Below are 24,266 nucleotides of genomic sequence, written 5' to 3'. Positions count from 1 at the left end.
GTCAGCGGGCGAGGATGCGCTCGAGATCGTCGAGGACCGCTTGGCCGCCCTTCGGTCCGACGCCGGTGATCCACGTGGACTGATCCACCGGGTGAGGGTCGGGGAACACGGCCGGGTCGGCGACGATCGGCGCCGGCAGCGGCGTGTCCGCGCCGGGGTCGACGGTGGTGACCAGCACCAGGTCCGCCTCGGCCTGCGACACCAGTTCGGGGGAGAGGTCGACGCTGATCTCGTCGCCCCACTCGGGGCGCGGCGGGGTGGTGAAGCCGGCGCACTCGAGCGTGCTGCCGGCGAAGGACAGCGGGCCGTAGAGGGTGAGAACGTCGTCGCGCGGGCGAATGAGCTGAGCCGTCCGGCCGGCGGTGTCGTGGGCGGCCGCGACCTCCGCGCAGCGGGCGGTGTACTCGCCGAGGACCTCCTCCGCGCGGCTCTCGCGGCCGAGTGCGCGGCCGACGAGGCGCACGTTGTCCTGCCACGGGTCGGACTGCGACGCCATGAAGACGGTCGGTGCGATCGCCGCGAGCCGGTCGTAGAAGTCCCCGTGCCGGGTGTCGGTGCCCAGGATCAGATCGGGCTCGAGAGCGGCGATGGCTTCGAGGCGCGGTTCGGCCACCGTGCCCACCGTGGGGATCTGCTCCGCCTCGGGGCCGAGGTACGCCGGAACGCCGGTGGCCTCGCTCAGCACGGTGGTGCCGACGGGAATCACACCGAGGGCGACGGAGGTGTCGAGTTCGACGGGCTCGAGGGTGATCACGCGGACGGGATCGGCGGGCACCTCGGTGGCGCCGCGTGCGTGGTCGACGGTGCGGGTGGCGTCGGGCGCGTTGTCGTCGGCACCGGGCGACGAGCACGCGGACAGCGCGAGCGAGGCGGTCGCAACGGCCGCGATCACGAGGGCGACGGGGCGCACGGAACTCCTGACGGTCGAGGTGCGGGGCAAGGGCAGCCTAACCTCATGACGGCGTCCGGTGGGCGGCACGGTCGGTGACACGCCTGACAGTTCGAGCGACGACGGCGGGTGGCACGATGAGGTCATGGCACGTCTCGACTTCGACAAGCTCAACTCGACCCTGCGGTACTCGATGCACTCGGTGTTCACCGCCACGCCCGGCGCGCTCGGCGAGGACCGCGCCGAGGCCCTCACGGAGGCCCGTGCCTTCTTCGACGAGTTGGCCGAGACGGACGTCGTGGTCCGCGGCATCTACGACGTCTCGGGCCTGCGTGCCGACGCCGACTTCATGATCTGGTGGCACGCGGAGAAGATCGAGGACCTCCAAGCCGCGTACGCCCGGTTCCGCCGCGCGACGCGACTCGGCCGCGCCAGCACCGCCTTCTGGAGCAACGCCGCCCTGCATCGTCCCGCGGAGTTCAACAAGTCGCACGTTCCCGCGTTCATCGCGAACGAGGAACCCGGCGCCTACATCTGCGTGTACCCCTTCGTCCGGTCGCTCGACTGGTACCTGCTGCCCGACGAGGAACGGCGCACCATGCTCGCCGACCACGGCAAGGCGGCCCGCGGCTACAAGGACGTGCGCGCCAACACCGTGCCGTCGTTCGCGCTCGGCGACTACGAGTGGATCCTCGCCTTCGAGGCGCCGGCACTCGACCGCATCGTCGACCTCATGCGTGACCTGCGCGCCACCGAGGCGAGACGGCATGTGCGCGAAGAGGTTCCGTTCTTCTCCGGCCCGCGCGTGAGCCTCGAGCAGCTGGTCGAGTCCCTGCCGTGACGGACGCACCGGACGCCGTTCTCTTCGACTACTCCGGAACCCTCTTCCGCCTCGAGGAGGACGAGAGCTGGTTCGCCGACCTCCGCGTCGGCGACGACGAATCGATCGACGGTCACCACCAGGCCGAGCTGATGCGCCGACTCACCCAGCCGGTCGGCGCCACCGTCACCCTCGACGACGACGGCCACCGGGCCTGGGAGCGGCGCGATCTCGACCCCGCCATGCATCGCGCGGCGTACCTGGCCGTGCTGGCGGCGTCGGGCGTACACCGGCGCGAGCACGCGGAAGCGTTGTACGACAGGGTGATCGAGCCGGATTCCTGGACGCCCTACCCCGACACCGCCCGAGTGCTCCGCGGCCTGGCCGAGCGCGGCATCCCCGTCGCCGTGGTCAGCAACATCGCGTTCGACCTCCGTCCGGCGTTCGCGCGCCTCGGCGTCGACGATGCCGTGACGTCCTTCGTCCTGTCCTTCGAGGTGGGTGCCATCAAGCCGGACCCCGCCATCTTCCGCACCGCCCTCGACCGACTCGGCGTCCCCGCCGAGCGGGCCCTCATGGTCGGGGACAGCGAGGAAGCGGACGGCGGTGCTCGCGCCCTCGGCACGGCCTTCGGGCTGGTCGACCCCCTCCCGACCGTCGACCGTCCGACCGCCCTGCTCGACGTGGTGGCGGCGCACGGACTCGACCTGCGGTGACCGGTCGCGTCGTTCCGCATATGGCCCACTACGGGCGCTTCTCCGTCGACACGGACGGCGCCGACGTCGTCGCCGTGCGTCCGGCCGTCGAGGACGGCGATCCCTCCCCGCTCATCGGCAACGTCCCGGGATCGGTGACCCACCCGTCACGCATCCGGCGCCCGGCGGTGCGACGCGGGTGGCTCGAGCACGGACCCGGCCCGACGGCGATGCGCGGCAACGACTCCTACGTGGAGATGGACTGGGACGAGTTCGTCCCGCTCCTCGCCGCCGAACTCCGCCGGGTGATCGACCGTCACGGCAACGAGGCGATCTACGGCGGGTCCTACGGATGGGGAAGCGCGGGGCGGTTCCACCACGCCCAGAGTCAGGTGCACCGGTTCCTCAACACGATCGGCGGCTACACCCGCTCGGTGGGCAACTACTCGCTCGGTGCCACCAACGTGGTCATGCCGCACGTGATGGGCAGTCACTGGAAGTTGTTCTCCCGCTCCACGTCCTGGGACGTGATCGCCGAGCACACCGATCTGCTGGTGGCGTTCGGCGGCGTGCCGATCAAGAACACGTTCGTCAATCACGGAGGGACGAGCCATCATCCGACCCGCGACGCCCTGCATCGACTGCGGGCGCGCGGTGGGCGGATCGTGTCGGTCTCACCACTGGCCGACGACCTCGAGGGTCATGCCGAGCGCCTCGCCCCCGTGCCGGGAACCGACGTCGCGTTCATGCTGGCGCTGGCGTACGTGCTGGCGTCGAACGGGTGGCACGACACGGACTTCCTCGGGCGCTACACGGTGGGGTACGACCGGTTCGAGGACTACCTGCTCGGCCGCACCGACGGCGTTCCCAAGTCACCGGAGTGGGCCGAGGCCATCACCGGCATCCCGGCGTCGGCGTCGGTGGACCTGGCGCGTCGGATGACGAGGAGAACCACCATGATCACGGTGACGTTCTCGCTGCAGCGCACCCGCCACGGCGAGCAGGCCCCGTGGATGGGCATCACGCTGGCCGCCATGCTCGGCGGAATCGGGGTTCCCGGTGCAGGTTTCGGCCACGGCTACGGCTCGATGAACGAGCCCGGCATCGGGCCGGTGCCGTACCCGTTGCCGACGCTGCCGCAGGGCACCAATCCGGTGCCGACGTCGATTCCCGTCGCGGCCGTGTCCGACATGCTGCTGAATCCGGGTGCCCCGTACGACTACGACGGCGAGCAACGGGCGTTCCCCGACATCCGACTGGTCCACTGGGCGGGCGGCAACCCGTTCCACCATCATCAGGATCTCGGTCGTCTGCGCGAGGCGCTGGGACGGCCGGACACCGTGATCGTCCACGATCCGTACTGGACACCGATGGCCAAGCACGCGGACTTCGTCGTCCCGTCGACCACGTCGCTCGAGCGGGACGATCTGAGCTGCACGCGCAACGACCCGTGGCTGGTCGCCATGCCGGCCGCGGTGCCCCGCTTCGCCGACAGCCGGGACGATTACGAGACCTTCACGCTGCTGGCCCGCGAGCTCGGCGTCGAGCAGGAGTTCACGGAGGGGCGTACCGCAGCGGAGTGGCTCCGGCATCTGTACGAGCCGTGGCGCGGATTCGTCTCGGCCGCCGGCCGGGTCACCCCGCCGACGTTCGACGAGTTCTGGCGGGACGGGGCGTTCCGGATGGACACCGAGGACGGTCTGACGTTGCTCGAGGACTTCCGGAACGATCCCGAGCGAGCGCCGCTCCGCACGCCGAGCGGTCGCCTCGAGATCTTCTCCGAGACCATCGACGGCTTCGGTTACGACGACTGCGCCGGCCACCCGCGGTGGTTCGAGCCCCAGGAGTGGTTGCGGGGCGAGCGCGCGGAACGCTTCCCGCTGCATCTCGTCGCGAACCAGCCGAGGACCCGCCTGCACAGCCAGCTCGACCACGGTGCGGTCAGCCGGGCGTCGAAGGTCCAGGGCCGCGAACCGATCCGAATGCATCCCGACGACGCCGGGGCGCGCGGGCTCGCGGACGGTGACGTGGTGCGGGTGTTCAACGACCGTGGTGCGTGCCTCGCGGGCCTGCGCGTCGACGACGGCCTGACGCCGCGGGCGGTGCAGTTGGCGACGGGGGCCTGGTACGACCCCCTCGATCCCGCCGACCCGCGATCGATGTGCGTGCACGGCAACGTGAACGTGCTCACCGAGGACCGTGGCACCAGCTCACTGGCGCAGGGCTGCACCGGCCAGCACGTTCTGGTCGAGATCGAGAAGTGGACGGACGCACTGCCTCCCGTGCGCGCCCACGACCCACCCGCGTTCGCGGAGCGGACTCAGAAGTAGACGCGGGAGATGACCTGCGCGACCAGCGCGGGCTTGTCGACACCCTCGATCTCGACGGTGGAGTCCACGGTCATCTGCACGGCCCCGTCGGCCAGGGTGTCCGCCGAGCCGAGCACGGCCACCAGACGGATGCGCGACCCCACCGGCACGGGGTGGACGTAGCGGACCTTGTTGCTGCCGTAGTTCACCCCCATCCGGGAGTTCTCGACGGTGTACGTCTGCCAGGACAGCATCGGCAGCAGGGACAGCGTGAGGTAGCCGTGGGCGATGGGACCGCCGAACGGGCTCTCCTTCGTGGCCCGCTCGACGTCCACGTGGATCCACTGGTGGTCGCCCGTGGCGTCGGCGAAGGTGTTCACCCGCTCCTGGGTGATCTCGAGCCAGTCGCTGGTCCCGATGGTCTCGCCGACCGCGCCGGTGATGTCGTCTGCCGAGGTGAAGGTACGCATCCCCGAGACCCTAGCGGGCCCCGGCGGACGCGCGGGGTCACTTCGTGTCGGGGACCAGGGTCAGCGAGATCGAGTTGATGCAGTACCGCTGGTCGGTCGGGGTGGGGTACCCCTCGCCCTCGAAGACGTGTCCGAGGTGGCTGTGGCAGTTGCGGCACAGCACCTCGACGCGCTTCATGCCCATCGACCGGTCCTCGCGCAGGATGACCGCGTCGGTGTCGGCCGGGTCGTAGAAGGACGGCCACCCGCAGTGCGACTCGAACTTGGTGGTGCTGCGGAAGAGTTCGGCGTCGCACGCGCGGCAGCGGTACACGCCCTCGGTGGTGGTGTCGGTGTACTCACCGACGTAGGGGCGTTCGGTCCCGGCCTGGCGGAGCACGGCGTATTCGGCAGCGCTCAACTTCTCTTTCCACTGCTCGTCGGTGAGGTCGTAGGCCGGTCGATCGGTGTTCGTGTCACGAGCGGAAGTCATGCGACCACGCTAATGCGTTTCGGCGGCCTCCGCCGTCGTCGCAGGTGAGGCGGTGCGCACCGAGGGGCGAGCGGTGAGGAAGTCGGGGTCGATGCCGTCGGCGAGACGTCCCTCCCGCTTGGCCGTCAGGTACCGGTTCACCAGCACCGCGAAGATCACGACGATGAGCAGCGACCATCCCCACGTCACGCGCAGGTATTCGAGGGTGCGCCCGAACTCGGGGAACCGGCCCACCAGCCAGCTGTCGTAGCTGAGGAAGCCGTACGCCGCGAGCCACGCCGGCCAGTTGCGCATCACCGAGTTCCGCAGCACCACCGACATCAGCAGCGGGAACAGCATCATCGAGTAGTACATCTGCCCCAGCGACGACAGCAGGAACGACGCCACCAACAGCAGACCGCCGGCGGTCACGAGGAAGAAGAGCTCGTCCCGGCGGTAGTACTTCCACAGCAGCCAGAGCGAGACGGCGACCATCGCCGCGAACACCGCCCGCAGGGCGAGCACCAAACCGGTGGGCAGGCCGTAGTAGAGCCCGTTGCCCACGATCGCGCTGTTGAAGTAGTCGCGCGTCTCGAGCAGGTACGGCACGGTGTGCGAGACGAAGGCGAAGGGGTCCACCGAGAGAGGCAGGGCCAGCAGGGTGAGCACCACCGGCAGGCCGACGGCGGTGACGAACACCCGCCATTCCTTGCGCACCAGCGGGAGCAGCAGCAGCGGCGCCAGGGTGGGTTTCACCGCGATGGTCAGCCCGATCGCGGCGCCCGCCCAGTACTGCCGGCGGCGCAACAGCAACATCAGGAAGAGCACCTCGCCGAGCAGGATCAGGCCGTTGACGTTGGTGAAGATCAGGGTGTTGGTCACCGTCTCGGTCGAGAACGCGGCGAGCAGGACGGCCGGCGCGGCGACGGAGGTGACGGACAGGTCGAACAGGCGCAGCAGCACGTACAGGGCGATCACCACGGCGACGGCGTTGACGCCGATGAACAGCCAGCGCGAACGCTCCGGGTCGAGCACCGCCAGCGGCGCGATCAACAAGGTGCCGCTCGGCGGATACAGATAGTGCGGGTCCACCGAGTCGAAGTTCGCGGTGTAGACCTCACGGCGGTTGAGGAACGCGAGAGCGGCGCTGTAGACCGGCCGGAAGTCGTCGGTGATGTTGCCGTTGACGGCCTTGACGATCACGCGGTTGATCACGGTGAGAATCGCGATCGGCCACAGGGCGTAGGTCAGGACCTGCGCGGTGGTCCGACCCGTCCTCGGTTCGAGGGCACTGAGTGCGGACGAGACCGGCGATTCACGAGAAGACACGAGGGGACGGTACCGCGAGCATCAGGCGGGACAGGCATTCCCGCCCGTCGGCACGTCGCCCGCGGCGAGGTACGACGTCACCGCCGCCCGTCCGCAGGCCGACCCGACGAGCACCGGATGGCCGAGCCCGTCCCACGTCACCGTCGCGGTCCGGGTACCGGCGGATCCGAGGGCGCCGGTGACGGTGGGCAGGGCCTCGGCCGTCGCGACGGCGTCGTTCCGACCGCTGAGGATCAGGACGGGCACGCCGGGTGCGGACGGGACGGGCGGCGGCGGGGACGACGGCCAGGCGGAGCAGGCCAGCAGTGCGCGGGCCGCGACCGCGCCGTACGCAGGATAGAGGGACGACCACGCCGTGGACAGCTCCCGGACGCGGTCCGGCCCCGGCCACTGCTGACCGTCGGTGCACCGGCCGACGAACACGCCGTCCGTGGCGGTGAACCCTCGGGTCAGGTCGACGACGCGGGTGAGGGCGGTCGTGTCGCCGGACCGCGCGGCCGCGAGGGTGTCCGACGCCGCGCGGAGGCGGTCGGCGGCCTCGGCCGAGCGGGGGTAGGACAGCAGCGTGACGACGGCGTCGCGCACCGTGGCACCGGACAGCGGAGCGAACTCCCCGGCGTCGGCGCGCGCGAGCAGGTCGACGACGGCGGCGCGCGGATCCGCCCCGAGCGAGCATCCGATCGCGGCGCAGCGCGACGCGAACTCGGTCAGGACGGCCTCGCGCGCTCGCACCACCTGCTCGGCGGCGGGCACGGCGTCGGTGACGACGTTCGCGGGGGAGTCGAGCACGAGACGGGCCACGTGATCGCCGAACGCGGCGGCGTACGCGAGCGCGACGAGGGCGCCGTTGCCCGAGCCGACCAGGGACAGGGACGTCACGCCCCACGCCCGGCGCAGGGCCTCGAGATCGGCCGCGCTGTCGGTCACCGAGAACGCCAACGCGTCGGGTTGAAGGAAGTCGGTGCAGGCGATGGTGGCGTCGCGGGCGAGTGCCGCGGTGGCCTCGACGGGATCGTCGCCGGGCGAGTACTGCCCGAGATCGATCAGCGCGTTGCGGGTGGACGTCGCGCCGGAGTAGCAGTCGAACGGCGCGGAGTTGCCGGTTCCGCGTCGGTCCACCCCCACCACCGGGTGCGCCGCCAGCAGCGCGGTGTCCGGCGCCGCGGACAGCGCGGCGACGTCCGCGAACGACGGCCGGTCGGTTCCCGACGTGTAGACCACCGGGGCGGCATCGCTCGGTGTGGCCGTGGTCCGAACGCGGGTCACGGCCAGTTCGAAGGTGCCGTCCGAGGCCACCTCGGTGTCGATCGGCGTGGTGACGGTGGCGCACTCGACCACGGCGCCCGGCGCCGCGGTCACCCCCACGGTGGCAGTGAGGCGGGCGGTGCAGTCGCTCCAGTTCAGTTCGGTCACCGGAACCTCCAGCGCGGGTGGTGCCGCGGGCGGAGCCGAGGACGCGGGTGCAGACCCACCGTCGGTCCCGCCGTCCACCGCGACGTCCGGTCGCGCCGAGGGCCCCGCGCCGCACGCGGCGAGCAGGACGGCGGCGACCAACAGCGAGCCGGCGGAAGCGGGAAGCCGTCCGGCACGACGCGTCTGCATGCGCACCAGCGTGCCAGAGAACGGCGGCGTCACCGGCTGCGGTCGCGCACCCACCGGATCAGCACGGTGCCGTCGTCGTCCAGCAGAACGTGGGCGGGCGACATCGCGCGCGGTGTCGCGGTGTCGGAGGACGCGATTCGGCCGGCATCGCCCGCCGCGACCATCGGGCTGGTCGTCAGACACACTTCGTCGACGACGTCCTCGGCGAGCAGGGTGGAGAACAGGCCGGGCCCGCCCTCGCACAGCACGCGGCGCAGCCCCAGGCGGTCGAGGACGGCGACGACGCCGGCGCCGGTGACGTCGCCGTCGAGCTGCTCGACGCGCGCACCTGCCTCGCGCAGGGCGCGGACCCGCTCACCATCCGCGGAGGCCGACACCACGATCACCGGCGGCACCTCGGTGTCGGTGAGCACCGACCACCCCGGCTCGACGGAGGCCGAGCCGCTCACGATGACCACGGGCGGCACCTCCGCCTGACCTCGCTCGCGTCGTGCCGCGCGCGCCGACTCGCTCACCCGCACACCGCCGTAGTCCTCGGCGGACACCGTCGACGCCCCCACCAGCACGGCGTCGGCGAGGTCGCGCAGCGTCGTGAAGACGGCGTGGTCGGCGTCCGTGCCGAGACCGCCGCTGCGTCCGTCGACGGACACGGCCCCGTCGATGCTGGAGACGAAGTTGACGCGGATCCGAACCCGATCGTCGTCGGCCGGATACGCGTACAGATCGACGAGGTCGTCGTCGGTCACTGTGAGGTAGGTCCCATTATCGATACGCTGCACAAGGGGCATCCCACCACGTCGTTAACCTCGTCGTCATGCCGACACGTCTGGTCGATCGCAACCCCGAGGTGCCCGCCGACCAGTTGATCGCCAACATGGTCCCGCCCGCGATGTTCGACGACGTCAGCTTCGCGTCCTACATTCCGGATCCGAACGAGCCGACGCAGGCCGAGGCCGTCGCGAAGGCGGAGGAGTTCGCCGGCAAGGTCGGCAAGATCCGGTCGGGTGGCAAGCGCGGGCTGTTCGGCCGCAGGACCCAGGCCACCGGTGCCGGGCTCTACCTCGACGGCGGATTCGGCGTCGGCAAGACCCACCTGCTGGCGTCGATCTACCACGCCTCGCCCGAGCCGAAGGCGTTCGGCACGTTCGTCGAGCTCACCCACGTGGTCGGTGCCCTCGGCTTCACCAAGGCGCTGGAGGAGCTGTCGAACCACAGCGTGCTGTGCATCGACGAGTTCGAGCTCGACGATCCCGGCGACACCATGCTCGTCTCGCGCCTCCTGACGGAACTGTCCGGCCGCGGCGTGTCCGTCGTCGCCACGTCCAACACGCTGCCCGGCCAACTCGGCGAGGGTCGCTTCGCGGCGCAGGACTTCCTGCGCGAGATCAAGAAGCTCGGGTCCATCTTCGAGTCGGTGCGAGTCGACGGGCCCGACTACCGCCACCGCGATCTCCCGCCCGCCCCGGACCCCTTGTCGCCGGAGGAGCTCACCGCGGCGGCCGAGCGCATCGACGGTGCGTCGCTGGACGAGTTCGACGCGCTGGTCGAGCACCTCAGCACGCTCCACCCCTCCCGCTACGGCAAGTTGATCGAGGGCGTCGAGCAGGTGTTCGTCTCCGGAGTGCACGCTGCACCGGACCAGTCGGTGGCGCTGCGCATCGTCGTCCTCGCCGACCGGCTCTACGACGCGGGGACGCCGGTCACGGTGTCCGGCGCCAAGCTGGACGAGCTCTTCACCGAGGAGATGCTGCAGGGCGGCTACCGCAAGAAGTACCTGCGTGCTACGTCGCGACTGCTCGCGCTCTCGCGCTTCGCGTCCGTCTGACCGGACCTACAGGACGCGCTCGAAGACGAAGTCCTCGTGCAGGACGTCGCCGAGCGCGAAGCGGCGATGCCCGACGGGGGAGAAGCCGCACTTGCGGTAGAAGGCCTGCGCCCGCGCGTTCGCGTGGTTGACCCCGAGCCACAGCGACGCCCGACCGAGGTCGCGAGCGACATCCACCGCCGCCTCCATGAGGGCGCCGGCCGCGCCGCGACCGTGCGCCGCGGGGTCGGCGTACATCTTGTTCACCTCGACGGCGGGGATGTCCCGCACCGCGGCGCGCACGTCGCGATCGTCCGGGGGACGGAGGCCCAGCATCGTGTACCCGACCAGGACGCCGTCGTGGTCCGCGACGAGCACCCGACGGTCCTCGTCGCGCAGGTAGCCGCGAAAGGCGTTCTCCGACAACGACGCCGCCACGAACGTCTCGATGTCCGCCGTCGCCGTCCCCGGTGGGCACGCCAACGGGAAGGTGCGCGCAGCGAGCGCGGCGAGCGCGGGCACGTCCGTGTCCACTGCCGGTCGGACGGTGAGGACGTCGATCACGCCGCACCGTGGTGGTCGGCGCGCGGGGCGCCCGCGCCGTGGCGTGACGCGCGCACGCCGGCGGTCATGGCGTCGACGGTGTCCTTCGCCTCGCGCAGCGGCATCCCGGTCCGCCGACGCAGCAGGGCCATGGCCTCCGCCGTGCGGTGCTCGGTGACCAGGGCGGCCACCTCCGTGCGCGTCTCCGCGTCGACGGAATGACCGGTGGCGGGGCCCGGTGCGGCGGCGGCCGACCGGTGCCGGAGGGCGAACCACGTGACCACGACGGCGAGGTCGACCACCACCAGGGCGACCACGAACCACACCCAGCTGGACATGTCCTCCAGTGAACCACCCCCGGGAGGGCGGTCCGGCCGACTTCGGCCGATTCGCCGCGGCGTCGGGGTGTGAGCCCGCTTTCGTGATGGGGTACAGGTGGCACAGGTGACAATCGGACAGGCCGACGGAGGAGTCGAGATGACGGACCGAATGACCGAGCAGTGGTTCCTCGCCCGCGCGGATCGGGTGAAGGCCGCCGTGCAGACGGCGGTCGACGAGGCCGGCGCGTACGGCAGCGATCAGCTGGTGGCCGATCACGAGTGGATTCAGTACGTGCACGATCACGTGCACGTCGTCGAGGAGGACGGACAGCGCGTGGTCGACGACGACGCCACCACGCGTCGGCTCGAGGAGTTGGCCGAGCGCTACCGCGTCTGAGGCCATCGAACCGGTCCCGACGACGCGAAAGGCCCCCCTGCGAAAAGGGGGGCCTTTCGGTGAACTCTGGTGCGCGATACTGGGATTGAACCAGTGACCTCTTCCGTGTCAGGGAAGCGCTCTCCCGCTGAGCTAATCGCGCGGGACCCGGTGGATCACGGACCGGGTAACGAGGTGGAGACGGGAATCGAACCCGTGTGCACGGCTTTGCAGGCCGTTGCCTCACCACTCGGCCACTCCACCGTGGTGACGGGATCCCTGAATCGAGATCTCGATACCCTCGAGCGGACGACGGGATTCGAACCCGCGACCCCAACCTTGGCAAGGTTGTGCGCTACCAGCTGCGCCACGTCCGCACGCTCCTCGGTGGCGTTGCCGCCTCCGTGGTGCGGTTCGAAACATTAGCCCACTGTGTCCGCGAGTCACAAATCGCCTGTTCACGCGGCGTGTACGACCGATTCGCCGGGTGTCGGCACCGTCCGCGGACGGGGCCGGATCGAGCACCGTTCGGTGATGACCCGGCGCTTTTGGGGCCGCGTCGGCTGCGTGCTAGTGTTCCTCCTCGTTCGAGCGTCCGGTTCCGATCGGAAGCGCGTACGCGGTCCCGTGGCTCAGTGGAAGAGCGTCCCGTTCACACCGGGGAGGTCGCTGGTTCGAACCCAGCCGGGACCACCGCAGAAGCATCGCCGGCAGGCCCGCACCGATACCCGGTGCGGGCCTGCTGTCGTTCGTCGGCCTCGACTCGTCCGGTCCGACGCTCACGTCGGTACCCTGAATCCCGTGAACAGCGACGACACGAGCGTGCGGCCCACCGCTGCGGCCACCCGCCGCACCCGCGAGCCGAGCTCCTACCGCCGGTGGCGCGACGGTCTCGCGTCCCGCCCCACGGTGGACCGGGCGTACCGGATCGGGGTCGGGGTGGTCGGCACTCTCGTTCTCGCGGTCGGCATCGTCGCCATCCCGTATCCGGGTCCCGGCTGGCTCATCGTCTTCGCCGGCCTGGGCATCCTCGCGTCGGAATTCGCCTGGGCCAAGACGGTTCTGCGGTGGGTGCGGGCCCGCTACGACGCCTTCATGGCGTGGTTCGAGAAGCAGAACATCGTGATCAAGGGCCTCGGTGTCCTGTTCACGGCCGCCGTCGTCGTCGCCACCCTCTGGGTGCTCGGCGCGCTCGAACTGGCCGGCGGTTGGGTGGGCCTGGACTGGGCCTGGCTGCAGAGCCCGCTCTGATACCGCCGTCGACCGAGCCCGGGGCGGTCGTCGCTGCCGCCGCGCGGGCTCTGCCGTGGGCGGCGTCGTCGTTCCACGTCCCGCCGGGGTCGCCGCCCCTCGGGTCTCTCGATCTCGGCGCGGTGCTCGATCGCGCCGCCGTGCGGTGGCCGGACGTCTCTCCCGCCGTGCTGGCGACGCTGTGGTGGTACGGCTCGAGTTCGACCCTCGCCACCGTCCTCGTGGCGCAGCTGGCGGTCACCGGGCGGTGTGTCGATCCCGCCCACCCGTCGGCCGTGGTCACGGTCGGCGACACCGGCACCCTCGCCTCGCTCGGCGCGGCGGTCACCGTGGACGGGCCCGGCGCCGCGGCGGCGTTCGCCGACGTCGTGGACTCGCTGGTGGGCCGGGTGCGCGACCGGGTTCCGTCCGTGTCCGGGGCGAGTCTGTGGGCGATCGCCTCCGACAGCGTCGCCAACCGCGCGCTCGACGTGGCGACGGCACTGAACCGGGTGGCCGACGCGCCGCGCTGGGCGCAGACGCTGACCGCCGAGCGTCGTCGACACCGGTTCCCGCAGCCGCGCTTCGTCGACGTCTCGGCGAACGGCAGCACAAGACGCTTCCTCCGCCGCAGCTCCTGCTGCCGGGTGGTCGACGCCGGCGAGGACCTCTGCACGAGCTGTCCACGACGCACCCCGCAGGACCGCGCGGCACGGTGGGCGACGCTGGTCGGGCGCTGACCGGGCGGTCCTGCGGCGCGGGGGAACCCGTGACGCCGGGTGCCGATACGCTGTCACCGATCCGTGTCACCCGTCCCCCCAGTCCCGACGCCGTCGTACCGAGGAGCACATCACCGTGAGCATCACCGAGTCCGCTGGTCCCGCACCCCGCATCAGCGTGGCGGCCGGGACGACCGCCGGCACGGCGTTGCGTGACACGGACCTGCCCAACAAGGGGCCGGGCGCCGTCGTGGTGGTCCGGGACGCCGAGGGCCGCCTGCGGGATCTGTCCTGGGCGCCGGAGACCGACACTGTCGTCGAGCCGGTGCGCGCCGATTCCGAGGACGGCCGCAGCGTCATCCGCCATTCCGCGGCGCACGTGCTGGCCCAGGCGGTCCAGGAGTTGTTCCCGCAGGCCAAGCTGGGCATCGGCCCGCCCATCGAGAACGGCTTCTACTACGACTTCGACGTCGCGGAGCCCTTCACGCCGGACGATCTGGCCAAGCTCGAGAAGAAGATGAAACAGATCGTCAAGAGCGGTCAGCGGTTCTCGCGGCGGGTGTACGAGTCCCTGGACGCGGCGAAGGCCGAGTTGCAGGACGAGCCGTACAAGCTCGAGCTGGTCGACGACAAGGGCTCGGCCGACGACCCCGAGGTCATGGAGGTCGGCGGGGGAGAGCTCACCGCCTACGACAACCTCAACCCCCGCACGGGCGAGCGGGAGTGGGGCGATCTGTGCCGCGGCCCGCACGTCCCCACCACCAAGTACATCCCGGCGTTCACGCTCACCCGCAGCTCGGCCGCCTACTGGCGCGGGAACCAGGACAACGCCGGTCTGCAGCGCGTCTACGGCACGGCGTGGGAGTCGCAGGAGGCGCTCGACGCCTACCTGGAGCTGCTGGCCGAAGCCGAGCGCCGCGACCATCGCCGGCTCGGGTCCGAGCTGGACCTGTTCAGCTTCCCCGACGAGTTGGGATCCGGGCTGCCGGTGTTTCATCCCAAGGGCGGCATCGTCCGCAAGGAGCTCGAGGACTACTCGCGGAGCCGACACGTGGCCGAGGGCTACGAGTTCGTCTACTCGCCGCACATCACCAAGAGCACGCTGTACGAGGTCTCCGGTCACCTGGACTGGTACAAGGACGGCATGTTCCCGGCGATGCACCTCGATGCCGAGCTCGACGAGAACGGCGAGGTGCGCAAGCCCGGCCAGGACTACTACCTCAAGCCGATGAACTGCCCGATGCACAACCTGATCTTCGATTCGCGCGGGCGGTCGTACCGCGAACTCCCGTTGCGCCTGTTCGAGTTCGGGTCGGTGTACCGGTACGAGAAGTCCGGCGTCATCCACGGCCTCACCCGCGTGCGCGGCATGACGCAGGACGACGCGCACATCTACTGCACGCGCGAGCAGATGCGCGACGAGCTCACGCGGACCCTGCAGTTCGTGCTGGGGCTGCTGAAGGACTACGGCCTCGACGACTTCTACCTCGAGCTCTCCACCCGGAACCCGGAGAAGTCGGTGGGGTCCGACGCGGTGTGGGAGGAGGCGACGGCGACGCTCGCCGAGGTCGCCGAGGCGTCCGGGCTGCAGCTGGTTCCGGATCCGGGCGGCGCCGCGTTCTACGGCCCCAAGATCTCGGTGCAGGCCAAGGACGCGCTGGGCCGCACGTGGCAGATGTCGACCATCCAGCTCGACTTCAACCTGCCCGAGCGCTTCGTGCTCGAGTACACCGGGCCCGACGGCACCAAGCAGCGGCCCGTCATGATCCACCGGGCCCTGTTCGGGTCCATCGAGCGCTTCTTCGGCGTGCTCACCGAGCACTACGCCGGCGCGTTCCCGGCGTGGCTGGCCCCCGTGCAGGTGGTCGGCATCCCCGTCGCCGAGGCGCACCAGGACCACCTGTTCGCCGTCGTCGGCGCCCTGAAGGCCGCGGGCGTGCGCGCCGAGGTCGACGCGGGCGACGACCGGATGCAGAAGAAGATCCGCACGCACACCACACAGAAGGTGCCGTTCATGCTCCTGGCCGGTGAGCGCGACGTCGAGGCCGGCGCCGTGTCCTTCCGTTTCCGCGACGGCACCCAGATCAACGGGGTCCCGGTGGACACGGCCGTCGCGGCCGTCGGCGCGTGGGTGGCGGAGCGGCGCAACGCCTCGCCCACAGCCGCGTTGCTCGGTGACCTCGTGCCCGCCCCGGAGTCGACGTGAGCGGCCCCGACGGCACGATCGTCGACCACGGAGTCGGCGACGAGGACCGCCTGCAACGGCTGTGGTCACCGCACCGGATGTCGTACATCGCGACGGCGCCGGGCACCGGCGACGACAAGGCCGTGACCGAACCGTTTACCCACATCCCGACGCTCGCCGACGAGGACGGGCTGGTGGTCGCGCGCGGCGAGCAGGTCTACGCGGTGCTGAACCTCTACCCGTACAACCCCGGCCATCTCATGGTGGTGCCGTACCGCAAGGTGGCGGCGCTCGAGGACCTGACCGACGTGGAGAGCATCGAGTTGATGCGCTTCACGCAGCAGGCGATTCGTACCATCAAGAAAGTCTCGCGGCCGCACGGGTTCAACGTCGGACTCAACCTCGGTGCGCCCGCGGGCGGGTCGCTGGCCGAGCATCTGCATCAGCACGTCGTCCCCCGGTGGGGAGGCGACGCCAACTTCATCACCGTGATCGGTGGCGCGAAGGTCATGCCGCAGTTGCTGCGGGACACCCGAGCGCTCCTCGCCGACGCGTGGAAGGACTGACCACGTGCTGAGCATCTTCGGGCGGGCGTCGGCCAGCAAGGTCACCGCGCCGCTCGGCCGGGCCCTGAACAGCACCGGCCTGACGCCCGACTCGGTGACGATCATCGGCACCGTCGTCAGCGTCGTCGCGGCGGTCACGCTGTTCCCGACGGACCACCTGTTCATCGGGACGCTGGTCATCTGGCTCTTCGTGATGTTCGACATGCTCGACGGGGCGATGGCGCGGGCGCGGGGCGGCGGCAGCAAGTACGGCGCGGTGCTGGACGCCACGTGCGACCGGGTGGCCGACGGCGCCATCTTCGCCGGGCTGTCCTGGTGGGCGATCTTCCATCAGAACGACCGGCCGCTGTTGGTCGCGATGCTGGTGTGCCTGGTGACCTCGCAGGTCATCTCCTACGCGAAGGCGCGGGCGGAGGCGAGCGGCCTGTCCGCCGACGGGGGTTGGATCGAACGCCCCGATCGTCTGGTCATCGTGCTGGTCGGCTCGGGCCTGACCGGTATCGGTCAACTGGCGTCGTGGGAGTGGCTGCAGTTCGCCCTCCCCGTGGCGACGTACTTCCTGGCCGCCGCCAGCATCGTCACCGTCTTCCAGCGCGTGCTCGCCGTGCGCAATTCCGCGGGGGCGCGCGACATCATCCCCATCCAGCCGGAACGGAACCGGATCGAACCGGGCCAGTCCTCGTGAGCCTCGGCGAGCAGCTCGGCGCCGCGGGCTACGTCGCCGGCTGGCGGGTGGTCCGGGCGTTGCCGGAAGGCCTGGCGCGTCGGCTGTTCGACGCCGGCGCGGACGTGGCCGCGCGTCGCGGCGGCGGCCCGGAGCAGCTGCGACGCAACCTCGCTCGCGTGCTCGGGACGACGCCGGCGGACGTTCCGGACGAGGTGGTCCGGGCGTCGGTGCGGTCCTACGCCCGGTACTGGCGCGAGGCGTTCCGGCTGCCGTCGATGGACCTCGCCGCGCAGGCCCGCAGCATCGACGCGTCGGTGACCGGCAAGGAGCATCTGGACGCGGCGCTCGCCGCGGGACGCGGCGCCGTCCTGGCCCTCCCGCACAGCGGGAACTGGGACATGGCCGGGGTGTGGCTGACGCAGACCCACGGGCAGTTCACCACCGTCGCCGAACGGCTCCGACCGGAATCGCTGTACCGACGGTTCGTCGCCTATCGGGAGTCGTTGGGGTTCGAGATCTTTCCGCTCAGCGGTGGTGAGCGGCCCCCGTTCGAGCAGTTGCGCGACCGGCTCGAGGCGGGCGGCGTCGTGTGCCTGCTGGGGGAGCGGGACCTCGCGCGGCACGGGGTGCCGGTCACGTTCTTCGGGGAGCCCACGCGCATGCCCGCGGGACCGGCGCGGTTGGCCGTCGACACCGGTGCGGCGCTGCTCCCGGTGCACTGCTGGTTCACCGAGTCCGGGTGGGGTTTCTCGGTCGAGCCGCCCCTCGACGTGTCTGGCGGGGTCGAGGACGCGACGCAGCAGCTGGCCGATCGCTTCGCGGCCAACATCGCGGCGCACCCCGAGGACTGGCACATGCTGCAGCCGCTGTGGTGGGACGACCTGTCCGACGCGCGTCGGGCGCGGATGACGGGGGACGATCGGTGAGGATCGGCATCGTCTGCCCCTACTCGTTCGACGTGCCCGGCGGCGTGCAGGCCCACGTGGCCGAACTGGCGGAGGTGCTGATCCAGCGGGGCCACAAGGTGAGCGTGCTCGCCCCGGCGAGCGACGACACCGTGCTTCCGGACTTCGTCGTCTCCACCGGCAAGGCGCTGAGCTTCCCCTACAACGGGTCCGTGGCGCGGCTCGCGTTCGGCCCGGTCACCTACAGCCGCATCAAGGCGTGGATCGACAAGGGCGAGTTCGACGTCCTCCACATCCACGAGCCCAACGCCCCGAGCCTGTCGATGCTGTCGCTGAAGATCGCGGACGGCCCCATCGTCGCCACGTTCCACGCGTCGACCACGAAGTCGTTGCTGCTCAGCACCTTTCAGGGCGTGCTGCGGCCGTACCACGAGAAGATCGCCGGTCGCGTCGCGGTCAGCGAGCTCGCACGTCGGTGGCAGGTCGAGGCGCTCGGGACCGACGCCGTGGAGATCCCCAACGGGGTGCACGTTCCGGCGTTCCGCGAGGCGCCGCGGTTGCCCGGCTACCCCCGCGCGGGGAAGACCGTGCTGTTCGTCGGCCGGTACGACGAGCCGCGCAAGGGCATGGCGACCCTGCTCGGCGCCCTCGGCCGCATCGTCGCCGCGCATCCCGACCTCGAGGTGCTCGTGGTCGGCCGCGGCGACGAGCAGAAGCTCCGCCAGGAGGCAGGCCCCCTGGCCCACCACTTCCGCTTCCTCGGCCAGACCACCGACGCCGAGAAGGCGTCGGCCCTGCGGTCCGCGGACGTCTACTGCGCGCCCAACACCGGCGGCGAGAGCTTCGGCATCGTGCTGGTCGAGGCGATGGCGGCCGGCGCTCCCGTCGTCGCGTCCGATCTGGACGCGTTCCGGCGGGTCCTGCGGGGCGGGACGGCCGGGGCCCTGTTCCCGGTGGGCGATGCCGACGCGCTCGCCGCGGAGGTCGTCTCGATGCTGGACGACGACGCCCGTCGGGACGCCCTGGTGGCGGAGGCGTCGCGGGTGGTCGTGAACTACGACTGGCCCGTGGTCGCCGAGCAGATCGTGCGGGTCTACGAGACCGTCGCGGTGCCCGGCCGGACCGTCGGGGTGGCGGAATGACCGCGGCGTTCGTGGCGCTCGGCGTCCTGCTCGCGGTGCTCCTGGTGCTCGCCGCGCTGTGGGCGTACTCCACGGCGCACCGACTGGACCGGCTGCACGTGCGGTACGACCGCGCGTGGCAGTCCCTCGAGGCGGCGCTCGCGCGGCGGTCCGTGGTCACGCGCGCCGTGGCGTCAACCCTGGACGGCCCCGACACCCCCGCGCGCACCCTGACGTCGTTGGCCGACCGCGCGGAACGCGCCGACCGGGCGGACCGCGAGAGCGCGGAGAACGCCGTGTCGGTGGCCATCGGCCGAATCGATCTCACCCGGCTGAATCCGCAGCTGGTCTCGGAGCTCGCCGACGCGGAGGCGCGCGTGCAGATCGCGCGGCGTTTCCACAACGACGCGGTGCGCGACACGCTCGCGCTCCGGTCCCGGCGCCCCGTGCGCTGGCTGCGGCTCGGCGGCACCGCGCCGATGCCGACCTACTTCGAGATCACCGAGCGGGACACCACGACCGCGCCCGTCGCCGCGGCCCGCACCCGGACCTCGGCCCGCGTGGTGCTGATGGACGAGCGCGGTCGCGTCCTGCTGCTGCGCGGCCACGACCCCCGCGTTCCCGACGTCCACTTCTGGTTCACCATCGGCGGCGAGGTCGAGGTGGGGGAGACGCTGCGGGACGCCGCCGTCCGCGAGCTCGCCGAGGAGACGGGTCTGCAGGCGTCGGCCGAGGATCTGCGCGGGCCGATGTGGCGACGTACGGCGACGTTCACGTTCGACGGTCGGGTGATCAAGTCCGAGGAGCTGTTCTTCGCGCTGCGTGCGGACGCGTTCGAGCCGGTGTCGACGGGGTTCACCGACCTCGAACGCCGCGTGGTCACCGATCACCGGTGGTGCACGGCGGACGACATCCGACGGTTCGCCGCCTCGGGGGATGCGGTGTATCCGCGCGCGATGGCCGAACTGCTCGACGAGGCCGACACGGTGCTCGCGATGCGCTCGGATCCGGACGTGCGCGCCATCGCATGACCGGCAGGCAGGCCAGCGATACGCGACTGGTTACTGCGAAGGGGTCCAGTCGGAATTACTGTCGACGTCGTTCTCGGCACGTTCGTGCCGCGTCGACGCGACAAGGAGTTCGTTCGTGACCACCGCAGCAGCCCCCCAGCGCAACGGATCCGCCCACCGGTCGGACACATCGGAGACCGGAACCGCCCGCGTCAAGCGCGGCATGGCGGAGATGCTCAAGGGCGGCGTCATCATGGACGTCGTGACCGCCGACCAGGCGAAGATCGCCGAGCAGGCCGGCGCCGTCGCCGTCATGGCCCTCGAGCGGGTCCCCGCCGACATCCGCGCCCAGGGCGGCGTCTCGCGCATGAGTGACCCGGACATGATCGACGGCATCAAGGCCGCCGTGTCGATTCCCGTCATGGCGAAGGCACGCATCGGCCACTTCGTCGAGGCACAGGTCCTGCAGAGCCTGGGCGTCGACTACGTCGACGAGTCCGAGGTGCTGACCCCCGCGGACTACGCCAACCACATCGACAAGTGGCGCTTCACCGTGCCGTTCGTGTGCGGCGCCACCAACCTCGGCGAGGCCCTGCGTCGCATCACCGAGGGCGCGGCGATGATCCGCTCCAAGGGTGAAGCCGGCACCGGCGACGTCTCCAACGCGACCACGCACATGCGCACGCTGCGCGATCAGATCCGGCACCTGACCTCGCTGCCCGAGGACGAGCTCTACGTCGCGGCGAAGGAACTGCAGGCGCCGTACGACCTGGTGGTCGAGGTGGCGCGGACCGGCAAGCTCCCGGTCACGCTCTTCACCGCCGGCGGTATCGCCACCCCCGCCGACGCCGCCATGATGATGCAGCTCGGCGCCGAGGGCGTGTTCGTCGGCTCCGGCATCTTCAAGTCCGGCAATCCCGAGCAGCGGGCGGCGGCGATCGTCAAGGCCACCACCTTCCACGACGATCCCGACGTCATTGCCGACGTCTCCCGCGGGCTGGGCGAGGCGATGGTCGGCATCAACGTCGACGAGATCCCGCAGCCGCACCGGTTGGCCGAACGCGGCTGGTGACCCGCGCGCTTTCGGGACACACGGGCCGTCAGAACACACGCAGCGCCGGACGGTCGGGGTGATCGACCTTCACCTCGACGTCCGGCGTCTCGTCGTGATCCGCGGTCCAGGCGGTGAGCGCGTCGACGGTCCACTGCTCGTCCGCCGGGGTGAGGCGGCGGAGGGCGGAGGACGACAGCGTGAGCGCCACGGTGAGGTCGGCCCCGAGTCCGCGGCCGAGCAGCATGGGGCCGGCGAGAACCAGGACCTGGTCCGCCGCGGCCGGGACCACGCGCAGGCGGGCGGACCGATCGGTGGCCGGATCCCAGATCGCGGGTAGCCAGCGGCCGTGGTCGCGGAGCGCCCCGATCACCTCGCGCGCCAGGCCGTCGTGGTCGAACCAGGCCGTGCGGTAGGACAACTCGTCGGTGCGGCCGTATTCCAGGCGCAGCGACGCCGGTCGGACCCACCCGTGGAGGTCGACGACGTCGGCGGCGCGACCCTCCGTGCGGAGTCGGTCGGTGATGCGGGCGGCCAGGTCGATCGGGCGCGCGGCGTCGGCGCCGTCGACGATCACCACGCGCCGACCGGTCGTCGCCCGCAGTCGGTCCACCACGGCGTCGGCGACGTCGTCGAGGGTGGTGGCGGAGTAGGACGGCATCGGCCTGATTGTTCCCCGGGGTGCGCACTCTGGAACACTCTCCCCGGCGCCGCGGGTCGGCGCGGGGGACGGTCCGATCGTGAGAGAGGCAGCCATGGCCGGCATCGAAGAGATTCTCGAACTGGAGCGCATCGAGAACGACATCTACCGGGGCAGCTCCATCCCCAGCGAGTTGCAGCGCACCTTCGGCGGCCAGGTGGCCGGTCAGGCCCTGGTGTCCGCGGTCAAGACCGTCGACGCGGCGTTCCGGGTGCACTCTCTGCACGGCTACTTCCTGCGTCCCGGCAATCCGAACGAGCCGACGGTCTTCACCGTCGACCGCATCCGTGACGGCCGCTCGTTCGCCACGCGTCGGGTGACCGGCATCCAGGACGGCAAGGCCATCTTCACCATGTCGGCGTCGTTCCACGTCGAGGACGAGGGCATCGAGCACCAGGACCGGATGCCCACCGTGGTGGGACCGGAGGAACTGCCCGATCTCGCGGACGACGAGTCGTCGGCCCGCAAGCTCTTCTTCCGCGAGTGGAGCCGGTGGGACGTCCGGCTCGTGCCGGCGGACAAACTGACCCGGAGCGCGAGTCTGGCTGCGCAGCAACAGGTCTGGATTCGCTACCGTGATCCGCTGCCGGACGATCAGGTCTTCCACGTCTGTGCCCTCGCCTACATGTCGGACATGACGCTGCTCGGCTCGGCGAAGGTTCCGCACGAGGACGTCGCCACGCAGACTGCGTCGCTCGACCACGCCCTGTGGTTCCTGCGTCCGTTCCGCGCCGACGAGTGGCTGCTCTACGACCAGACGTCGCCGTCGGCGGGGCTCGGCCGCGCGCTCACCCAGGGTCGGATCTACGACCGGGAGGGCCGCATGGTCGCCGCCGTCACCCAGGAGGGCCTCATGCGCTTCGACCGGACCGCGGCGCACACGCCGGGTCTGGACACCGGCCGGTGACCGACCCCGTCGTCGGGGTGCTCGCGCTGCAGGGGGACGTGCGCGAGCATCTCGCCGCACTCGAGGCCGCCGGGGTGCGGGCGGTGGGCGTTCGTCGTCCCGCCGAGCTCGCCGCCGTCGACGGTCTGGTGATCCCGGGTGGCGAGTCCACCACGATGGGGCTGCTGCTGCGCACCTTCGGCCTGCTCGATCCGCTGCGCGCGGCCGTCGCGGGCGGACTGCCCACCTACGGATCCTGCGCGGGCATGATCCTGCTGGCGTCGGAGATTCTCGACACCCGACCCGACGCCGTCCACCTCGACGGACTCGACGTGACGGTGCGACGCAACGCCTTCGGCCGCCAGGTCGACTCCTTCGAGGCCGATCTCGACGTCGTCGGGGTGTCCGGGCCGCCCGTCCACGCGGTGTTCATCCGCGCGCCCTGGGTCGAACGCGTGGGCCCCGACGTCGAAGTGCTCGCCACCGTTCCCGCGGGTCCGGCCGCGGGCCGCGTCGTCGCGGTACGCCAGAACTCGGTGCTCGCGACGTCGTTCCACCCCGAGGTCACGGGTGATCGGCGCATCCACGCGATGTTCGTCGACATGGTGCGGGCGGCCGCCGAGCGTGCGGAGCCGGCCGGCGGCACGGCGCGGGCGGACGGTCGGCCCTCGCTGTCCGCGTAAGCTGGATCCGTTCTCCGCCGGTACGAAAGGGGCATTTGCCGATGAGCGGCCACTCCAAATGGGCTACCACCAAGCACAAGAAGGCCGTCATCGACGCCCGTCGTGGCAAGTCCTTCGCCAAGTTGATCAAGAACATCGAGGTCGCAGCCCGCACCGGCGGCGGTGATCCGGCCGGCAACCCGACGCTCTACGACGCGATCCAGAAGGCGAAGAAGACCTCGGTCCCCAACGACAACATCGAGCGTGCGCGCAAGCGCGGCGCCGGTGAGGAGGCGGGCGGCGCCGACTGGCAGACCATCATGTACGAGGGCTACGGGCCCAACGGCGTGGCGGTGCTGATCGAGTGCCTGACCGACAACCGCAACCGCGCCGCCGGCGAGGTCCGCGTGGCCATGACCCGCAACGGCGGCAACATGGCGGACCCCGGATCCGTCGCCTACCTCTTCTCGCGCAAGGGCGTCGTGACGCTCGAGAAGAACGGCCAGAGCGAGGACGACGTCCTCATGGCGGTGCTCGACGCGGGCGCCGAGGAGGTCAAGGACAACGGTGACACCTTCGAGGTGGTCTCCGAGCCGACCGACCTGGTGGCCGTCCGGTCCGCGCTGCAGGAGGCGGGCATCGACTACGACTCCGCCGAGGCCAGCTTCCAACCGTCGGTCAGCGTGCCGGTCGACGCCGAGGGCGCGCGCAAGGTGTTCAAGCTCATCGACGCGCTCGAGGACAGCGACGACGTGCAGAACGTCTACTCCAACGTCGACATCAGCGACGAGGTCATGGCGGAGCTCGACGCCGACTGAGCTCGGGGCGCGCCGTGTCGATGGGCGCGCGGCCGTGCGCCGTGTCGCTCGCCGGTCACTCCCGCCCCGGGCGTTACAGTATCGAACAACAGTTCGTAGGCGCCCGGCTCGTGGTCGTCCCGGCAGAAGGAGTGCGGT

At 70.9% G+C, this 24,266-nt stretch carries 26 protein-coding genes and 4 tRNA genes; 18 read left to right on the top strand and 12 right to left on the bottom strand.

Annotated features, from left to right (window positions below; genetic code table 11):
- Window position 1: 1 nt before the first annotated feature.
- Window positions 2-910, bottom strand: coding sequence for an ABC transporter substrate-binding protein (locus HQ603_RS06020; RefSeq protein WP_371830971.1), 909 nt, complete (start codon window positions 908-910; stop codon window positions 2-4).
- 124 nt (window positions 911-1,034) lie between these two features.
- Here HQ603_RS06020 and hemQ point away from each other — a divergent pair, with 124 nt between their 5' ends.
- From hemQ to HQ603_RS06005, 3 genes are read left to right on the top strand one after another with little or no spacing between them, the layout of a single operon-like run.
- Window positions 1,035-1,730, top strand: a complete 696-nt coding sequence (gene hemQ, locus HQ603_RS06015; RefSeq protein WP_222683622.1) for a hydrogen peroxide-dependent heme synthase — start codon at window positions 1,035-1,037, stop codon at window positions 1,728-1,730.
- Window positions 1,727-2,425: an HAD family hydrolase gene (locus HQ603_RS06010; protein WP_222683621.1), complete on the top strand. Its 699-nt coding sequence runs from the start codon at window positions 1,727-1,729 to the stop codon at window positions 2,423-2,425. Before hemQ ends, HQ603_RS06010 begins: the two co-directional genes overlap by 4 nt.
- A 20-nt stretch (window positions 2,426-2,445) precedes the next feature.
- Window positions 2,446-4,734, top strand: coding sequence for a molybdopterin-dependent oxidoreductase (locus HQ603_RS06005; RefSeq protein ID WP_222683737.1), 2,289 nt, complete (start codon window positions 2,446-2,448; stop codon window positions 4,732-4,734).
- Here the strand turns inward: HQ603_RS06005 and HQ603_RS06000 are convergent.
- The 5 genes from HQ603_RS06000 to HQ603_RS05980 are packed head-to-tail and all read right to left on the bottom strand — an operon-like array spanning window position 4,725 to window position 9,353.
- Complete coding sequence (locus tag HQ603_RS06000; RefSeq protein ID WP_222683620.1) at window positions 4,725-5,183, bottom strand: MaoC family dehydratase; 459 nt, start codon at window positions 5,181-5,183, stop codon at window positions 4,725-4,727. The genes HQ603_RS06005 and HQ603_RS06000 overlap by 10 nt on opposite strands.
- A gap of 37 nt (window positions 5,184-5,220) precedes the next feature.
- Window positions 5,221-5,655, bottom strand: coding sequence for a peptide-methionine (R)-S-oxide reductase MsrB (gene msrB / locus HQ603_RS05995; RefSeq protein WP_222683619.1), 435 nt, complete (start codon window positions 5,653-5,655; stop codon window positions 5,221-5,223).
- Between the two features lie 9 nt (window positions 5,656-5,664).
- Complete coding sequence (locus tag HQ603_RS05990) at window positions 5,665-6,963, bottom strand: glycosyltransferase family 87 protein (protein WP_222683618.1); 1,299 nt, start codon at window positions 6,961-6,963, stop codon at window positions 5,665-5,667.
- Window positions 6,964-6,984: 21 nt separating this feature from the next.
- Entirely contained in the window at window positions 6,985-8,565 is a 1,581-nt protein-coding gene (locus HQ603_RS05985) for an alpha/beta fold hydrolase (protein ID WP_222683617.1), read from the bottom strand.
- A gap of 29 nt (window positions 8,566-8,594) precedes the next feature.
- Window positions 8,595-9,353: a pyrimidine reductase family protein gene (locus tag HQ603_RS05980; RefSeq protein WP_222683616.1), complete on the bottom strand. Its 759-nt coding sequence runs from the start codon at window positions 9,351-9,353 to the stop codon at window positions 8,595-8,597.
- Window positions 9,354-9,379: 26 nt separating this feature from the next.
- On the opposite strand from HQ603_RS05980, the gene zapE reads away from it, so the two are divergent.
- Window positions 9,380-10,390 (top strand): cell division protein ZapE, encoded by a 1,011-nt coding sequence (gene zapE / locus HQ603_RS05975; RefSeq protein ID WP_222683615.1) that lies wholly within the window; start codon window positions 9,380-9,382, stop codon window positions 10,388-10,390.
- A 6-nt stretch (window positions 10,391-10,396) separates the two neighbouring features.
- Here zapE and HQ603_RS05970 read toward each other — a convergent pair whose 3' ends face one another.
- Together HQ603_RS05970 and HQ603_RS05965 are read right to left on the bottom strand one after the other, a co-directional pair.
- A complete protein-coding gene (locus HQ603_RS05970; protein ID WP_222683614.1) occupies window positions 10,397-10,933 on the bottom strand; it encodes a GNAT family N-acetyltransferase in 537 nt (178 codons plus the stop codon).
- Window positions 10,930-11,250 carry a hypothetical protein gene (locus HQ603_RS05965; RefSeq protein WP_222683613.1) on the bottom strand — a complete coding sequence of 107 codons (321 nt, stop codon included), beginning with the start codon at window positions 11,248-11,250 and terminating at the stop codon, window positions 10,930-10,932. The genes HQ603_RS05970 and HQ603_RS05965 overlap by 4 nt, the downstream gene beginning before the upstream one ends.
- A gap of 139 nt (window positions 11,251-11,389) precedes the next feature.
- Between HQ603_RS05965 and HQ603_RS05960 the strand changes: the two genes are divergently transcribed.
- Window positions 11,390-11,629, top strand: a complete 240-nt coding sequence (locus HQ603_RS05960; RefSeq protein ID WP_222683612.1) for a hypothetical protein — start codon at window positions 11,390-11,392, stop codon at window positions 11,627-11,629.
- 67 nt (window positions 11,630-11,696) lie between these two features.
- Here HQ603_RS05960 and HQ603_RS05955 read toward each other — a convergent pair.
- From HQ603_RS05955 to HQ603_RS05945, 3 genes are all read right to left on the bottom strand, one after another.
- Window positions 11,697-11,771: transfer RNA gene (locus HQ603_RS05955), tRNA-Val, on the bottom strand.
- 30 nt (window positions 11,772-11,801) lie between these two features.
- Window positions 11,802-11,872, bottom strand: a tRNA-Cys gene (locus tag HQ603_RS05950).
- Window positions 11,873-11,912: 40 nt separating this feature from the next.
- Window positions 11,913-11,985, bottom strand: a tRNA-Gly gene (locus tag HQ603_RS05945).
- A 244-nt stretch (window positions 11,986-12,229) separates the two neighbouring features.
- Here HQ603_RS05945 and HQ603_RS05940 point away from each other — a divergent pair.
- From HQ603_RS05940 to pdxS, 10 genes are all read left to right on the top strand, one after another.
- Window positions 12,230-12,301, top strand: a tRNA-Val gene (locus tag HQ603_RS05940).
- Between the two features lie 108 nt (window positions 12,302-12,409).
- The gene (locus tag HQ603_RS05935) at window positions 12,410-12,859 is read left to right on the top strand and encodes a TIGR02611 family protein (protein WP_371830970.1); all 450 of its coding nucleotides are present in this window, start codon (window positions 12,410-12,412) and stop codon (window positions 12,857-12,859) included.
- A complete protein-coding gene (locus HQ603_RS05930) occupies window positions 12,817-13,578 on the top strand; it encodes a hypothetical protein (protein ID WP_222683611.1) in 762 nt (253 codons plus the stop codon). The genes HQ603_RS05935 and HQ603_RS05930 overlap by 43 nt, the downstream gene beginning before the upstream one ends.
- A 115-nt stretch (window positions 13,579-13,693) precedes the next feature.
- The gene (thrS, locus tag HQ603_RS05925; protein ID WP_222683610.1) at window positions 13,694-15,763 is read left to right on the top strand and encodes a threonine--tRNA ligase; all 2,070 of its coding nucleotides are present in this window, start codon (window positions 13,694-13,696) and stop codon (window positions 15,761-15,763) included.
- Window positions 15,760-16,308, top strand: coding sequence for an HIT family protein (locus HQ603_RS05920; RefSeq protein WP_222683609.1), 549 nt, complete (start codon window positions 15,760-15,762; stop codon window positions 16,306-16,308). The genes thrS and HQ603_RS05920 overlap by 4 nt, the downstream gene beginning before the upstream one ends.
- Window positions 16,309-16,312: 4 nt before the next feature.
- Window positions 16,313-16,993 (top strand): phosphatidylinositol phosphate synthase, encoded by a 681-nt coding sequence (gene pgsA / locus HQ603_RS05915; protein WP_222683608.1) that lies wholly within the window; start codon window positions 16,313-16,315, stop codon window positions 16,991-16,993.
- A complete protein-coding gene (locus tag HQ603_RS05910; RefSeq protein ID WP_222683607.1) occupies window positions 16,990-17,901 on the top strand; it encodes a phosphatidylinositol mannoside acyltransferase in 912 nt (303 codons plus the stop codon). Before pgsA ends, HQ603_RS05910 begins: the two co-directional genes overlap by 4 nt.
- The gene (locus tag HQ603_RS05905) at window positions 17,898-19,022 is read left to right on the top strand and encodes a glycosyltransferase family 4 protein (RefSeq protein ID WP_222683606.1); all 1,125 of its coding nucleotides are present in this window, start codon (window positions 17,898-17,900) and stop codon (window positions 19,020-19,022) included. The genes HQ603_RS05910 and HQ603_RS05905 overlap by 4 nt, the downstream gene beginning before the upstream one ends.
- Window positions 19,019-20,032 carry an NUDIX hydrolase gene (locus HQ603_RS05900; protein ID WP_222683605.1) on the top strand — a complete coding sequence of 338 codons (1,014 nt, stop codon included), beginning with the start codon at window positions 19,019-19,021 and terminating at the stop codon, window positions 20,030-20,032. Before HQ603_RS05905 ends, HQ603_RS05900 begins: the two co-directional genes overlap by 4 nt.
- Before the next feature lie 115 nt (window positions 20,033-20,147).
- On the top strand, window positions 20,148-21,083 hold the full coding sequence (pdxS, locus tag HQ603_RS05895) for a pyridoxal 5'-phosphate synthase lyase subunit PdxS (RefSeq protein WP_222683604.1): 936 nt from the start codon (window positions 20,148-20,150) through the stop codon (window positions 21,081-21,083).
- Between the two features lie 28 nt (window positions 21,084-21,111).
- Here pdxS and HQ603_RS05890 read toward each other — a convergent pair whose 3' ends face one another.
- A complete protein-coding gene (locus HQ603_RS05890; RefSeq protein WP_222683603.1) occupies window positions 21,112-21,723 on the bottom strand; it encodes a hypothetical protein in 612 nt (203 codons plus the stop codon).
- A gap of 94 nt (window positions 21,724-21,817) precedes the next feature.
- On the opposite strand from HQ603_RS05890, the gene HQ603_RS05885 reads away from it, so the two are divergent.
- The 3 genes from HQ603_RS05885 to HQ603_RS05875 are packed head-to-tail and all read left to right on the top strand — an operon-like array spanning window position 21,818 to window position 24,128.
- Complete coding sequence (locus HQ603_RS05885) at window positions 21,818-22,669, top strand: acyl-CoA thioesterase (RefSeq protein WP_222683735.1); 852 nt, start codon at window positions 21,818-21,820, stop codon at window positions 22,667-22,669.
- Window positions 22,666-23,331 carry a pyridoxal 5'-phosphate synthase glutaminase subunit PdxT gene (gene pdxT, locus HQ603_RS05880; RefSeq protein ID WP_222683602.1) on the top strand — a complete coding sequence of 222 codons (666 nt, stop codon included), beginning with the start codon at window positions 22,666-22,668 and terminating at the stop codon, window positions 23,329-23,331. The genes HQ603_RS05885 and pdxT overlap by 4 nt, the downstream gene beginning before the upstream one ends.
- 41 nt (window positions 23,332-23,372) lie before the next feature.
- Window positions 23,373-24,128, top strand: a complete 756-nt coding sequence (locus tag HQ603_RS05875; RefSeq protein WP_222683601.1) for a YebC/PmpR family DNA-binding transcriptional regulator — start codon at window positions 23,373-23,375, stop codon at window positions 24,126-24,128.
- Window positions 24,129-24,266: the final 138 nt, after the last annotated feature.

Origin of the sequence: Rhodococcoides corynebacterioides (assembly GCF_019834675.1) — a bacterium.
GTDB classification, from domain to species: domain Bacteria; phylum Actinomycetota; class Actinomycetes; order Mycobacteriales; family Mycobacteriaceae; genus Rhodococcoides; species Rhodococcoides corynebacterioides_A.
Note: the sequence above shows the minus strand (reverse complement) of the source record. Positions and strands in the feature narration are given on the sequence as shown.

Coding starts and splice junctions, on each gene's coding strand:
- HQ603_RS05875 (WP_222683601.1), top strand. CDS start 23,373: ATGAGCGGCCACTCCAAATGGGCTACCACCAAGCACAAGAAGGCCGTC.
- zapE (WP_222683615.1), top strand. CDS start 9,380: ATGCCGACACGTCTGGTCGATCGCAACCCCGAGGTGCCCGCCGACCAG.
- msrB (WP_222683619.1), bottom strand. CDS start 5,655: ATGACTTCCGCTCGTGACACGAACACCGATCGACCGGCCTACGACCTC.
- HQ603_RS05900 (WP_222683605.1), top strand. CDS start 19,019: ATGACCGCGGCGTTCGTGGCGCTCGGCGTCCTGCTCGCGGTGCTCCTG.
- HQ603_RS05965 (WP_222683613.1), bottom strand. CDS start 11,250: ATGTCCAGCTGGGTGTGGTTCGTGGTCGCCCTGGTGGTGGTCGACCTC.
- HQ603_RS05980 (WP_222683616.1), bottom strand. CDS start 9,353: ATGCCCCTTGTGCAGCGTATCGATAATGGGACCTACCTCACAGTGACC.
- HQ603_RS05985 (WP_222683617.1), bottom strand. CDS start 8,565: ATGCAGACGCGTCGTGCCGGACGGCTTCCCGCTTCCGCCGGCTCGCTG.
- hemQ (WP_222683622.1), top strand. CDS start 1,035: ATGGCACGTCTCGACTTCGACAAGCTCAACTCGACCCTGCGGTACTCG.
- HQ603_RS05885 (WP_222683735.1), top strand. CDS start 21,818: ATGGCCGGCATCGAAGAGATTCTCGAACTGGAGCGCATCGAGAACGAC.
- HQ603_RS06005 (WP_222683737.1), top strand. CDS start 2,446: ATGGCCCACTACGGGCGCTTCTCCGTCGACACGGACGGCGCCGACGTC.
- HQ603_RS06000 (WP_222683620.1), bottom strand. CDS start 5,183: ATGCGTACCTTCACCTCGGCAGACGACATCACCGGCGCGGTCGGCGAG.
- HQ603_RS05890 (WP_222683603.1), bottom strand. CDS start 21,723: ATGCCGTCCTACTCCGCCACCACCCTCGACGACGTCGCCGACGCCGTG.
- HQ603_RS05960 (WP_222683612.1), top strand. CDS start 11,390: ATGACGGACCGAATGACCGAGCAGTGGTTCCTCGCCCGCGCGGATCGG.